9 protein-coding genes are annotated in these 14299 nt (G+C 49.1%); 5 read left to right on the forward strand and 4 right to left on the reverse strand.

All coding sequences use genetic code 11. The annotated features are described in order from the left end of the window. The first annotated feature begins 594 nt into the window (after positions 1-594). From C4520_12925 to C4520_12945, 5 genes are all read left to right on the forward strand, one after another. Complete coding sequence (locus tag C4520_12925; GenBank protein ID RJP19431.1) at positions 595-834, forward strand: AbrB/MazE/SpoVT family DNA-binding domain-containing protein; 240 nt, start codon at positions 595-597, stop codon at positions 832-834. Beyond that, positions 810-1262, forward strand: a complete 453-nt coding sequence (locus C4520_12930) for a putative toxin-antitoxin system toxin component, PIN family (protein ID RJP19432.1) — start codon at positions 810-812, stop codon at positions 1260-1262. Before C4520_12925 ends, C4520_12930 begins: the two co-directional genes overlap by 25 nt. Before the next feature lie 1531 nt (positions 1263-2793). After that, entirely contained in the window at positions 2794-3951 is a 1158-nt protein-coding gene (locus C4520_12935) for an AAA family ATPase (GenBank protein ID RJP19433.1), read from the forward strand. Further along, complete coding sequence (locus C4520_12940) at positions 3944-6172, forward strand: peptidase S8 and S53, subtilisin, kexin, sedolisin (protein ID RJP19434.1); 2229 nt, start codon at positions 3944-3946, stop codon at positions 6170-6172. The genes C4520_12935 and C4520_12940 overlap by 8 nt, the downstream gene beginning before the upstream one ends. Before the next feature lie 75 nt (positions 6173-6247). Then, a complete protein-coding gene (locus tag C4520_12945) occupies positions 6248-6436 on the forward strand; it encodes a YjzC family protein (protein ID RJP19435.1) in 189 nt (62 codons plus the stop codon). 97 nt (positions 6437-6533) lie between these two features. Here C4520_12945 and C4520_12950 read toward each other — a convergent pair whose 3' ends face one another. From C4520_12950 to C4520_12965, 4 genes are all read right to left on the reverse strand, one after another. Further along, positions 6534-8006 carry a tetratricopeptide repeat protein gene (locus C4520_12950; GenBank protein ID RJP19436.1) on the reverse strand — a complete coding sequence of 491 codons (1473 nt, stop codon included), beginning with the start codon at positions 8004-8006 and terminating at the stop codon, positions 6534-6536. A gap of 58 nt (positions 8007-8064) precedes the next feature. Beyond that, entirely contained in the window at positions 8065-9798 is a 1734-nt protein-coding gene (locus C4520_12955; GenBank protein ID RJP19437.1) for a restriction endonuclease subunit S, read from the reverse strand. Continuing rightward, positions 9795-11249 carry an SAM-dependent DNA methyltransferase gene (locus C4520_12960; protein RJP19438.1) on the reverse strand — a complete coding sequence of 485 codons (1455 nt, stop codon included), beginning with the start codon at positions 11247-11249 and terminating at the stop codon, positions 9795-9797. The genes C4520_12955 and C4520_12960 overlap by 4 nt, the downstream gene beginning before the upstream one ends. 105 nt (positions 11250-11354) lie before the next feature. Next, positions 11355-13706, reverse strand: coding sequence for a DEAD/DEAH box helicase (locus C4520_12965; GenBank protein RJP19439.1), 2352 nt, complete (start codon positions 13704-13706; stop codon positions 11355-11357). Between the last annotated feature and the right edge of the window lie 593 nt (positions 13707-14299).

Raw genomic sequence — 14299 nt, forward strand, 5'->3', positions numbered from 1 at the left:
CGATGACAGAGCGGTATCGACAAGTCAGAGTAACCCGTCATTCCTGCGAAAGCAGGAATCCAGGGTCTGGCAGAAAAAGACAAATCTCAATTACGGGACAGCCTCCTAAGAGGGATTTCTCCTTCTTCTCGCGCCTCGCGGGAACGGGCCCCAAGACCTTTTATCCGCAGATTGCGCAGATTCTCACCGATTTTTCACAGATAGTAGCGGCACGGCGTGCCCAACTTCAACCGCCGATCCGCGCCGACAACCCCTTTATGTCATTCTGACCCCGCGCTCCGCGGGAGAAGAATCCCTCTTTTCAACCGCCGATGAACATTGATTCAGGCCGCTGTCATAGCTCCTTTCATTATGCCTGCCCTGCCTGCGTTTGGGTCGCGAGCCCGCTGCCGCCAGGAATCCGGAATACTCGGCGTTCGCCGCGTCATACTGACTTCCTCTTTTGGTTCATCCTGACAGCGCGCCTTGCAGGGCAAGAACTGTTTTTCAATCGCAGATCAACGACCGGCCTTTCAGCCCCCGGCATACAGCCTGCCACTATGTTTACAATTCCCGATCTATATGGTATCCTTATAGTAAGGAGGTAAGGAAACAATGCTTGCCAAAAAGACGTCCAAAAACCAACTCACTCTGCCGAAGCAGGTCGTTCAGCAGTTTCCAGGAGTGGACTATTTCGAGGTTTCCGTAAGAGAGAAAAAGATCGTGTTGACCCCGGTCAAGATCACCTCGGCCGCGTCAACCATCGAGAACGTCCGCAACAAAATGCAGGCGCTCGGCCTTCAGGAGGAGGACATCGAGAAGGCCATCCGCTGGGCGCGAAGGAAGCGGGCGTGACCCCGCCGCGCGCTCCCTTCAAAAGGGTCGTGCTCGATACGAACGTGATCGTATCGGCGCTCCTGTTCAGGGGTCCGATGGCCCGGCTTCATGAGTTGTGGAAGCAAAGAGCGCTTACGATACTGGCCTCCAGGGAAATCATCGAGGAATACGTCAGCGTCCTGGCGTACCCGAAGTTCGACCTTACCGAAGGAGAAATCGGGAATCTGTTGCAGGAGGAGCTGATTCCCTATATCGAGCCGGTGAAGATTCCATCCGCCCTCAAGAGCAGCCGCTCCGCCGATCCCGACGACGAGAAGTTCCTGCTGTGCGCCGAAGCCGCACAGGCGGATGCCATCGTGAGCGGCGATGCCCATCTTCTGAGGCTGAAGAAGGTGAAACGCTGTCCTATCGTCCGCCCCGAAAAGTTCCTGTCGCAGTTTCGATGATCAAACAATTGCGCCAATGTTTTCAGAGTGTACGCGCACGGCGTGACGTGCCCGAAATCGAGCCGCGGATGAGGAAGGGCGACAGCCCCCAGTCCACAGAAAGATTGTCCTATCCGCAGATTCCGCAGATTTTCGCAAATTGAAGGACAATGACTTAACTCGATCACGGATTCGCACGAATTTTCACGAATTCTTGGGAACTGCCGATGAATACCGATGGAGACGCCTCTCCGCAGAGGCCGCGGGTACTTCAACCGCAGGTCCTTTTTACACAGCTTTCAGGAAGAGACTTTTCTATCCCAGATTGCACAGCGCTGCGAAGCCGCAACCAAACTACTTGGAACACATATTTCACGAATTGACGAATTACAAGAGAGACTTCGCTTGCGCTCCAAGAAGAGGAAGGTTTAGATGACGCGACTAAAACCCCTCTGCGGATAAAAAGGTTTTCGGGCCCGTTCCCGCGCCGCCCTGGACTCGATCCGGGATTACGCTGATTTTCTCAGATTGAATGAACCACAGATTCACGCGGATTCGCGTGGATTATTTCGGCTGTAATTTACCTTTCATCTTTTTACCTTTTCCCTTTTACTTCTGTAAGAGAACCTGGTTGCTCCGGCGCCGGATTTATCGGCGTGAGTTGAGCCAAGGAGTCGGTGTTCGCGCTTGGGCGAGCGGCGGCGAGTCGCCGCTGACGGAGTAACTAATCTGTCAGCTTTTCTTTCTCATACTCGACGTGTTCCTGTCGCCTGTTGCGCAAGCGGTAGTCTCGTGCCGGTCTCGGAATGCCACGGCTTTACTCTTTTGGCAAACTACGAGAAGGTTTCGCGACAGTCTTTACGCAGATCGTCTTCCCGGGCGGACTGGCAGCACTGTATCAAGATTCTGTCTCCGGGGAATCAGTCCCCGTCGTTGCATGCCCTGAGGGCCGTGCAGTTCCTCTTGAGGTAGCCTCCACCGGTACCGGGTGAGTGGTCTGCGGCGTACATTTCGGATTGACCTTCCCCGTGAACGGTCGCGAGGTCCGCGTCGATCGTTTTTTTGCTACAGCTCCTTTGTTGGTTCGTAGAACGTGGCCGCGTTCGTTTGCCGACCAGCCAGGCCGCCAGCCTTATCCAGACCGGCCAAACTTTCTGGTGTCGACAAGGTCATTGAACCATACTGGCAAGTCCTGGTCAACGACATAGTTGTTAAAAAGATGTCATAAACCAACGTAAAGAGTTTTTCCACCACGAATTAGCGAATTAGGCCGAAGCAGGGGAAGATGATGGGAAGACGCAAATCCTTCGGCGGGAAAAATCGGGCTCTGTTGTCCCTAATTTCCCCCTTGTTTTTTTGTTTTTCTTGTTTTTTCTTGTTTTTCTACAAAAAAAAGAAAGCTCTGTGAGTAAAACTTTTGTGCCTACTTGACAGGGACCTTTAATGGGTGACTCATTCTTCGCTAACATGGACTAATTTTAAAAAAATACTTGACAATTAGTCCACAATGATGTTATATTATTTTCAAAAAATATAATAAAGGGAGCAAGTAATGGAATATAGACCGACTATTTATGACGAATTAGTCCACCTTGCAGAAATGGCCTTGAAAGGGAATGACCGCGACCTAACCTTATTCTTGCGCCGTCTTATATCGAGAGTTCGCAAAGATAATCCCGCGATTGCTGAACGACTTCGCAAGGCGATGCAAGACAGAAAACCGCAGACAAATCTGGTAAGGGAAGCGCACTCATACGAAGCACATTCATACACAGAGGAGCCTCCTCGCGACCACGAGACACGGGCTCAACTCCTTCGCGTTGAAGATGACCCACAGCCAGACGTGGAGCCAGTTTTCACCCGGGAGATAGCGCAGCAATTGAAACGTCTTTTGACTGAACGTCAAATGGAAAGGCGGTTGATCGAAGAGGGACTCTTGCCGACGCGAAGCATTCTTTTCACGGGACTTCCTGGTGTCGGTAAGACATTGACAGCAAGATGGCTGGCGCGGGAGCTTCAGAAACCACTTGTCTCACTTGACCTTGCAACGGTAATGAGCAGTTTTCTCGGGCGCACCGGGTGGAACATAAGGCAAGCGCTCGATTATGCAAAAAGCGTCCCCTGTGTTCTTCTTCTAGACGAGTTCGATGCTTTAGCGAAGATGCGGGATGATCCAACTGAAATTGGAGAGCTCAAACGTCTTGTCGCTGTTCTGCTTCAAGAAATTGACTTATGGCCCCCCACTGGCCTTCTAATAGCGGCCACAAATCACGAAAAACTTTTGGACCCGGCGGTATGGAGACGATTCGACCTCGTGATTCACTTTCCGCTTCCAGACCGCGAAGGCATTCGTAACCTATTAGAAAAACAGATTGGGCTAGACAAAAAGGTTTCTAAACCACTCATTGTAGCGTGCGCCTTCGCAATGGCAGGAATGTCTTACAGTGACGTACAACGCAACATTCGGTTGCTAAGAATGAACTCAGTGGTCAACCAAGAAACCATCGAGGATCAGATGACTCGTTTTATCGAAGGTGCGGTTGCGTCTTTACCATCCAAGGATGAGCAAATTAACTTCGCCGGTAGCCTCCGCGCGGTCGGATTCTCGGAGAGAAGAATAAACAAAATCACAGGTTTGAGTCGCGACACATTGCGGAAGTATCGCTTGGCGGAATTGCGAAAGCAAAAATTAGGGGCTGATAATGACTAAAAATTATATTCTCGGCCGTGGGGAGAATCTGGTAAGACAAATTCAGGCTCCAAAAATAGAACATAAAAAAGCGCATCCTTACGAGGTAGGGGAAGCTCGCGACCGGTTGCTCCCAAAGTTTCAACAGACGGCGAGGAAGCTCGACCAACTGCCGGAAAGAGCATGTCCACGGGGAGAAAGTGTCGCGTCGTTTATCATTCACCCGGCCTATCTCGCCAAATCATACTATCCTCGTGAGTTCTTATATGAGGCAAAACTTCGTGTTCTTGGTAGTCGCATCGCATACGTAAAACCAACGAAGGTTGCAACAAAGGAAAAACCGAAGACAAAAGTCACTGCTGAATTCCTTGTGGCCAGCACCCGAGAAAATTTCGATGATTTACCACGTTTTGTGAGAACGCTTGACCTGGACTCGGCGGCAGCTGAGAGGTTACGTCAATTCGAAGATGTTCGTGAACTCACGCCGGAGTCGAAATTGCGGAACATTCCGCAGACAACTGATTATCCCGTGCTTGAAATTATTCTTCATGCCGATGAAAAACCGTCCTCGGATTATATCATCGAAGGATTTCGCCGATTCCTCAGAGAAATGAGTATAAAGGTCAACATCGACAAGCGGCTATATGTAGGAGGGCTTTGCTTTCTGCCCCTGAAAGCACCAAGGAAACTCCTTAATGAAATTGCCGAATTCTCCTTTCTTCGTGTCGCGCGCGGAATGCCTAAACTGCGCCCACCCCAGATAGTTCGAGCCATTAAACCTAAACTAAGTTTGCACCCGAATGCCGTTCCAACAGATCCACCGGTTGACCCAGCTTTGCGAGTTGCCGTGTTCGACGGTGGGATGGGCAAAAACGAGATCATGAATCAATACGTCAGTGGCTGGAAGGGAAGAAACATGGGTAAACCCATAGCCGATTATGAGGAGCATGGACATATGGTCACTGGTGCGCTGCTTTTTGGTCCTATTGACAACCCAAAGTCTTTACCTCTTCCTTTTGCGAAGGTGGACCATTATCGGATACTTGATGAACACACGCATCCAAATGACGACGAACTTTTTGACGTGATTCGTCGGATCGAGAGTACAGTATTGAATCGAAAACCCGAGTTTATGGTTCTCAGTGTTGGTCCGAATCTGGTGATAGACGACGAGCCCCATGTTTGGACGTGCAAGCTTGACCAGCTTCTTTCCAATGGAGATCTATTGGCGGCTGTTGCTGTCGGCAATGACGGAGAAGCAGACCGTAATCAAAACCTACATCGCGTCCAGGTTCCTTCTGACTGCGTGAACTCCTTATCCGTCGGCGCGTGCGATTCTCGTAACAACACATGGGAGCGAGCGTCTTACAGTTCAATGGGTCCCGGCCGAAGCCCAGGCCTTGTCAAACCGGACGTGCTGGCATTTGGCGGTTGCGCAGATGAACCCTTTCCTGTTTTATCTCAGCAAAAATCAGGTGAGATTTCACTTCAGTATGGGACAAGTTTTGCGGCTCCTTTCGCTTTAAGGGCCGCTGTCGGTGTAAGGGCCTATCTTGGATCGATCATGAAGCCGCTCGTTCTGAAGGCTCTGCTCATCAATCGTAGCCAAGCCAACCATCAAAGCTTGGAGGAAATCGGTTGGGGGCGAATTAACGAGGATGTGGAGTCGCTAATTACATGCGCCGATAATGAGGCGGTCATCATCTATCAAGGCGCGCTGAGACCAGGAAATTACTGGGAAGCAGAAATTCCGTGGCCGGATGGCGCAGTCAGAGGCAATGTAGAAATCGTGGCGACATTTTGTTACGCGTGCCAAACAGACCCTGAGCATCCCATACATTACACGCGGACAGGGTTAGAAGTTGTTTTTCGACCGCATTCAGAGAAGCATAATATTGGTGCAAAGCTGCCGAAGTCGGAATCACTTTTTGGAATTGTAAAGCCTTACGCGACAGAGCAGGAACTACGTCACGACGCACTTAAATGGGAAACGACGATCCATGGAGTTACGCGGAAAAGGGCAAGCAGCGTTCACCGGCCCCATTTGCAAATACACTACAATGCCCGGGAAGGCGGATCAGCCGCAAGCGCAGCAGGTCCTGTCCCTTATGCCCTCGTTTTGACTGTGCGTGCTAAGAACGTGCGTAATTTCTATGACCGCATAATGAGTAAGTACAGAAATCAACTGGAGGTGCTGCAACCGGTTGTCCGCGTTCCGGTGCGTGGTCTGGGGCTAAGGTAACTTTCCTTTTCAATTGCATGAACTGTGAATCATAAGATAGATGGAATAAGGCAATTAACAATAGGAGGCAGAAGAATGACAAGAAAACAGAATTTCACGCCTGGAACGAAAGCCCCGAAATCCGGACAATATCAACAGATTGGCCCACGTGGGGGAAAAGGTAAAGAGGTGACGTCCGTAAAGGGAGCGCCACTTCCACCTACTTCAGTAAAGGGAACGACTTATAAGCTGGTCGATCCCACTAAGAATAAATCCGGGAAATAGGCAACAGAAAAAAAAGAGAACTTTGGAGGACTAGAGACAGGCTCCGGTTAAAGCGCCTAAATTCCGGTAGAGGGGGGGGTCTTTTATCTATCCCCATCTACGATTCGGCAGCAAATCTAGAGATAGTATTTTGAATTTCCTCTGATTTCCCTTTGAAGCCGTACTGTTGGCAAATCTTCTGAGCTTCCTTTAGTATGGTAAAGGCCTCTTCCTTTTCATTCTTTCGAAAGTAGATGACACCTATATTTAATAATGCATCTGCCTTTCCCTTAGGATCATCTATCTTCTCGGAGAGATGTCGTGCGTTTTCGAGATATTCAAGGGCCTCATCTAATCGACCTACGTTCATATATACATACCCAATCGTGCAATGTATCTCCGATACAGTATCCAAATCATCTAAAGAATCGCAAATATGCAGTGCCTCTTGAAGAATGGGCACTCCCTCTTTTTCGTTTCCTCGATAAGTGGTAATCAGTCCTATGCAAGCTAAAGCTTTTGCTTTCCCTGTAAGATTTCCAATTTTTTCATAAATTATTAGAGCTTCCTGATGAGCTTCCGCGGCTTGATCCAATAGATTCTTCTGTTGACCTGCTGGCAACGCAAGGGCCTTATACCAATATATGATCCCGGTACTATACAAAGCGTTTGCCAATCCAATGGGGTTGTCAATTTTCCTGTACAGGGAGATGGCCTGTCTATTGAATTTTAAGGATTCATCGAGATTGCCAAATCGTTCATGGACGCTACCGATATTTGATAAGGCAATAGCCTGTCCCTCCAAATTTTCAATGACTCTGAAAATCTGAAGAGCGGTTTGATGTGACTCCAGAGCCTTTTCCAGATTGCCGAGGAACTTATGTACATTACCTATATTGCCGATTTGGTTGGCTTGACCAAGCGCATCCTTTAGGCGCTCATAAATTTCCAAAGCCAAACGGTGGTATTCGAGCGCCTTTTCTAAATTTCCCAAGTGCATGTAGATAATTCCAAGGTTACTGAGAAAGGTTGCCTGATAAGCCTCATGCTTAGATTTCGCAATATCTAAACCTATTAAGAAGGAATTCTTGGCGCTGGAGTAATCTGTAATGTACATCTGGGATAGTCCGAGGTTTAAGTACCCTGACATGGTGGGAAGCACTTGTATTGATCGCCGATAATTTTCCGCGGCGTCTCGGTATTCTTTTTCTTGAAACATACATTCCGCCGCGTCAAAATATTTAGCTGCCCTTGCCTTGGCATCTTCAGCGGCGGCGTCAACTTCCATTTGAAAAGTAGTTGAAGAAGCTTTCAGAATACGTGCGCCACTGGTATCCTGGCTCTCCTGAAGAGAGGGTTTCTTCTCCACTTCAAGATACTCCCGGGCAGTATTGGAAAGGTAGCCAAAGAAGATGATGACAATTAAGAAGAAAAGTAGATATCCTTCTTTCCCTTTTGCCTTTATTAGGAAAGGAAAAAATTTCAGAGCAAACTCTGGATAACCAGCCTTTCCAAGTGTCAAGTGTAGACCCAGTACGGCAGCTATAAATCCAAAAAGCCCCGTTAGAATGATCAAAAGTTTGGGTATCAAGCAGTGCCTCTTTCTCAGTCAATAGTGAAGGCTCACCAGACTTGTTGCAGGATTTCAATTACTGTTGTGGTCCTGTATTCAGCATGTGATGCACGACAGCTTCTATAAGTTTTTCGCTCTCGCAGAGGGATTTCCTGAGTTTTGTTTCGAGTTCGTCGCAGAGAGCCATGAGTTGGTCAACCTTAGTGACTATGCGTTCAAGTTCTGATAGTGGCGGGAGTGGAATAAGAAAATCTTTTAACCTTTTCATGCTTAGACCTTCTCGAGAAATTCCTACTTGTGCTGCCATAATGATACTTTGTAGATAAGGAGATATCAGGCAAAGGTGGATATAATGGCGTATCTTATTATCGACCAAACGAACAATAGCCACATGTTGGCTCACGTTCCCGGTCAAGAAATTATCCGGGACAATGCAACTGCGCCCGATTGAAGCGCCGGTTATGTTTAACAAAATATCACAAGGTTCGACAGTTGTTTCTCGCATTCTTTCATGGATATGTTCAGGTATAAGAGCGACATTATCGAGTTTCAAGCCATCATTCCAAACATTTTGGGAACGAATAAAAGGTATTCCTTTCTTTTCATATACGGCTTTACCTCCCCGTGGCGTACTGCCAGAACCAAGTTTAATGCTTATTTGTTCTAACCTAACCCATTCCCATTGGTTAGATAGCTTATAAGGCTGTTCCTGTAATTTGTTCGAAGACGAAGGCTTGAAATTCCTAATTCTTCCTTCTTTAATCAGCCGTTGTTTTTCGGCTTGGATTTTCTTGAGGAGGATGGATGCGGGTTCGTCGTTGGGGTTCTGGGGGACGAGCTTGCCCTGGACAGCGAGTTGGAGGATTGCCTGGCGGAGTTTCTGAACCGTTTCCGGCCGGTCGTACAACAGATCGAAGTTGTCGCAGATACGCTGCCAGTGCTGAGCGAATTCTTTCGGATCCCGGGCAGACAGCATCTTATCCAGCAACGCGCCATTCAGCTTTAGCTGGCTTTCGCTTCTCTTTTTCTTTCGCTCCTCCAGTTCATCGCACAGCCCCATGAGGTGGTCGACTTTGGCGACAATACGTTTTTGTTCTGCAAACGGAGGAAGAGGAAATGGATTGAGTGAGAAATAATCCTTGGGAACCCTCTTTTGCCCGGCAGATCCAGTCATTTTTGCTTCTCCACAAATGAGGAAATCAGGGGACTTCACATACAAGAGGACATACTCGGGCAAGAGAAGACTTTTATCCGCCGGACGAAAGACGTGCAATTCAGTTGTCCCAACTCCGACCCCATTAATTAGTCCCCGCATTACAACGGATTTGCCGTTTTGAAAACAAGGAGTGATCTTTGCGACGGCAACATCACCTTCCGCGAAATGAGTAAAGCCGCCTTTTATTTCTTTCCAAAAACGTGTTTCGGATTGTACCCACTTCCCGAACTCCGCAGGTATGAACGCCATAGGGATAAAGGAAACCTTTTTCCCGTCGTTCACCTCGTTTCTGGGATTAATTAGACCTATATCCGTCAGTCGTGTCCATTCCCATCCATTAGGAAGTTGCCAGAGATTTTCTTTATCCATGCCCGTCGGTAATGACTTAGTATATTTCTTAAATCCTTCTTTTGTGAGTCGTCCTCTTTCCGATTTTAGCCTTTGCAGGAGGATGGAAGCGGGCTCATCATCAGGGTCCTGCGGAACAAGCTTCCCTTGGACCGCTAGTTGGAGGATCGTTTTACGGAGCTTTTCGACTCCATTTGGCGCGTCGGCGAGTATTTCAAAGTTTTCGATGAAGGGCTTTATGTTCACTTCTTTTTTCCACCAAGGGAATCCAAGAGTTCCGCCTTCAGCGCGTTGCGGGTATGCGCCAGTTCAGCAAGAAGCTTCCTGTATTTGGCAAGCAATTCTTCAGGATCGCCGTGACTGGAATTCGAGGAGTTTGGATTCTTGATGTCGAGATTATACCCTCTGGCTACGATATCCTTTGCCGGTACTCTCCATGCGAACTCGTTTTCAACCCGATTATCCCACCACGCCTTCTCAGGCTCGAATTCCTCGATAAGAATCGGTTTTGTCTTCGAATAGGACTTATAGCCGTCCGGGTAAGGATGTTCGTAGTACCAGATCTCTTTGGTGGGTTCACCTTTGGTGAAGAACAGGAGATTGGTCTTGATGCCGGTGTAGGGACTGAATACTCCATTGGGGAGGCGTACTATCGTATGGAGGTTGCATTCTTCGAGCAGCTTTTCTTTGATACGCGTCTTTACGCCCTCGCCGAAGAGAGTTCCATCTGGCAGGACCATTCCAGCGCGACCGCCCGGCCTCAGGAGATGCATGATCAAGACAAGGAAAAGGTCGGCTGTTTCCTTTGTCCGGAACGGGGCCGGAAAGTTGTTCTCGATGCCATCTTCTTCGATTCCTCCGAATGGAGGATTGGTTACAATTACATCGACCCTGTCTTTCGCGGTGTAATCACGCAAAGGCCGGGCAAGCGTATTGTCGTGCCGGATTTGTGAAGGAACCTCAATGCCGTGGAGAATCATATTGGTGATGCACAGGAGGTGAGGAAGCGGCTTCTTATCGGCTCCAAAAATTGACTGTTGAAGGATTCTTTCATCTTCAACGCTCTTTACCTGCTGCTTGCGAACATTTTCAATTGCGCACGTGAGGAAGCCTCCGGTGCCGCATGCGGGATCAAGCACCTTGTCACCGAGTTGGGGGGCTACCATATCGACAATGAATTGGGTGACGGCTCTTGGGGTGTAGTATTCGCCTGCGTTTCCGGCGCTCTGGAGGTCCTTGAGTATCTTTTCGTAGATATCTCCGAAGAGGTGGCGGTCCTTCGCCTTATTGAAATCGATGCTTTCATTCATCTTGTTTATGACCTGTCGCATCAGATGCCCGGACTTCATATAGTTGTAGGCGTCCTCGAAGACCTCGCGTACGATGAAGCCGCGGGGATCGGCGCCGCGACCGAACGACAGATTCTTGAGGGTTTTGAACAGCTTGTTGTTCACGAAGTCGAGCAGTTCATCCCCGGTAATGCCTTCCGAATCCGCGGCCCAATTACTCCACCTGAGCTGGTCGGGGATGGGGGAACGGTACTTTTCTTCGAGAAGCTCATATTCCTTCTCGCGGTCATCGAATATTTTCAGGAAAATCATCCATCCAAGCTGGCTGATTCGCTGCGCGTCGCCGTCCACCCCGGCATCTTTGCGCATGATATCCTGAATGCCTTTAATTGCGGCGGTGACTGACATTGATGCTTCCTCTCTGCATGAGGCTCTGGGGACAGACACCATTCTACGAATTCAAAAAGACGTAAATTCCGTAAATGGTGTCAGTCCCCGTCGCTCCGCCTTTGCTTATGCGGCGGTATATAGATATTCTTCGAGTTCCTGAACCGCCTGGAGGTATTCGTCTCTGCCTCCAAACGTATCTATGATTTCCAGTGGGGTACCGAACCGATTAATCGGCTGAACCTTGAGCACATTCATGCTTTCGATATTCTCGATGCCTTCGTCGGCGTACTTATTGAGTAAGGCATCGAGGATGGCGCGGGCTTTTTCTCCATACTTCGCGAAGTAATTCCGCTTGCGCACGTTTTCGGCGCGCTCGCGCCGCGTGAGGGGCGGCTGACCAAAGGCCACATGACAAACGAGGTCAAAGGGATCAAATTCCTTGCCGACTTCCTCGGCAAGGGGTTCAAGCAGAATACCTTGCTCCTCCATCTCTTCAATGATAGCCTGTTTTTTCTCCGCCTCCGTCCAGTGCTTCAGGAACTCGTCCAGAGAAGCGAATTCCTTTAGGATGGTGTTTCTCGTGTAATCTTTGAGCGATTCGGTAATCAGCTTTCCATCTTTCGAATAATACTGGACGCGCTCCGCGACTACCCAGACGGGCACATCTGCAACGTAATACTTCTTCGCTCCCGCTCCCGGCGGCGGGTCTATAAGAATTCCGCTGTCATCCTCTCCATCTCCTTCTTCGTCTCCGTCTGTTTCGTCATCCGGCGGCAGGGTCGGTTCATCAGGTTCCGGCTCATAAATCTGTTCCGGCTTTCCATCGAAACCAGGATCGGCGAACAGTTCAGTTGCTTTCTTGAAATCCATAATGGTGAAGAAGAGCTTGCCGTAATCCTCATTTATGCGGGTGCCGCGCCCGATGATCTGCTTGAATTGCGAGAGGGATTGGATGATTTGATCGAGAACGATGAGTTTGCAGGTTTGGGCGTCCACTCCGGTGCTCATGAGTTTTGATGTTGTTGTAATGACAGGATATCGGCTTTCGGGGCTGATGAAATTGTCGAGTTCCGCCTTGCCTTCGTCATTATCGCCGGTAATCCGCATGATGTATCTGCGGTTTTCAGATGCAAGGTCGCCGTTCCGGTTTACGAGCGCCTTGCGCATTCGCTCGGCATGGTCGATATCCTCACAGAAGATAATTGTTTTGTCGTAGCGATCGGTGGCTTTGAGGAATTCGGTGACTTTCCTGGCGACCAGGTCTGTGCGCTGGTCCAGCACAAGGTCCCTGTCATAGTCTTTTTGATTATATATTCGGTCCTCGATGAGCTTGCCGTATTTATCGCGTTTTCCCTCTTCCGGCCGCCATCCGGTGAGGTCTTTGTCGATGTCGATGCGAATGACCTTGTACGGGGCGAGGAATCCATCTTCGATGCCCTGCCTCAGAGAATAGAAGAAGACAGGAGGACCGAAATAGTCGATGTTGGAAACGTATTTGGTTTCCTTTGGAGTGGCGGTCATGCCGATTTGGGTCGCCGAAGAATAGTATTCCAGGATCTCGCGCCAGGCCGAGTCTTCGGCTGCGCTGCCCCGATGACATTCATCCACGACGATAAGGTCGAAGAAATCCGGAGAGAACTGCTTATATATATTCTTTTCCTCTTCCAAGCCCGAGACTGCCTGATATAGCGCAAGATATACTTCATAGGATTTATCTACCTGCCGGTTTTTGATTTTCGTCATGGCCTGACCAAACGCCTTGAAATCGTTGGTTATGGTTTGGTCCACCAGGATGTTGCGGTCGGCCAAAAAAAGGATTCGCTTTTTCATCCGCGACTTCCACAGACGCCAGATGATTTGGAAAGCGGTGTAGGTCTTTCCGGTGCCTGTGGCCATAACCAGGAGAATGCGGTTCTGACCTTTGGCGATGGCTTCTATAGTTCGATTGATGGCGACCTGCTGATAATAACGTGGGACCTTGCCGGTGATATCTGTGTAATTGTCCTGGGTGAGGAACTGCAGGATGGTGTCATCGTCATTTTTCCAGGCGCAGTAGCGCCGCCAAAGCTCGGTGTGTGAGGGAAAAGAATCGAGAGGGATTTCACGTTCCGGCTGTTCGCATGCGCCGGTGCAATCATGTTCCAGGAACGCATCGCCATTGGAGCTATAGGCGAATGGCACATCCAGCATTTCCGCGTAGGCGAGCGCCTGCTGCATGCCGTCGCCGATGCAGTAGTTGTTGGATTTTGCCTCGATAATGGCGACCGGGACGTTCTCGTGGAAGAGAATGTAATCGGCGCGGCGGCCCTTTTTGCGAGAAGCCAGCCGGCCTTTGACCATGACTCGCCCTGGCGTAAGTGTGACTTCTTCGCGTACTTGCGTGAGGAGGTCCCATTCGGCGCGCTGGATGGCAGGCGTGATGAATTTGCTGCAGATGTCCCGCTCGCTGAGGCTTTTTTTGTTGAACGTTTCCAAAATGAGAGAGCTTTCCAGCCGGAATCAGCCTACCTTTTCAGGTACTTATTCTACAGGAATAAAAATTTTTGTCAATTATAGCTATCGTGGAAGTGGCAAGAAGCTCTGGCGGACAGGTTTGTGGCGGCATCATTTGACATATCTGAAAGAGATTTATATATGTGTTCCTGCGATCTTCTACATTCTTAACACCTGCATATCCACAGCGCCCGCTCGCTAGAGCTTGATAGACTGTAGCGGATCATGAGATCAGCTCTCCTAATCCAATCAACTTCATTGGTTAATACTCTTCTCCATTCTTTTCCTTGCTCATCGTTTCACCGCGGAGACGAAGAGATCGCAAAGAAGGTTTCGGGCTCAACGTTCGAGGAAGAAACTGCTTTTGAATTTTCCTGTCTCGATGCGCTCGCTGATCTCTGTGGCAAATATCGTCTCAGGCTCAATCTATGCGGGCGACCACATGGGGCCGCCCCTACGGTTTATGGATGACGGCGAGGGGAAATCCCCCTTAGGAGACTGTCCCGTAATTATTACAAAAAATATTTAGTAAAATATATTGATATTCACTTGATTCTCTGATATACTACTTCCAA

It is taken from the genome of Candidatus Abyssobacteria bacterium SURF_5, from assembly GCA_003598085.1.
Taxonomy (GTDB): domain Bacteria; phylum Abyssobacteria; class SURF-5; order SURF-5; family SURF-5; genus SURF-5.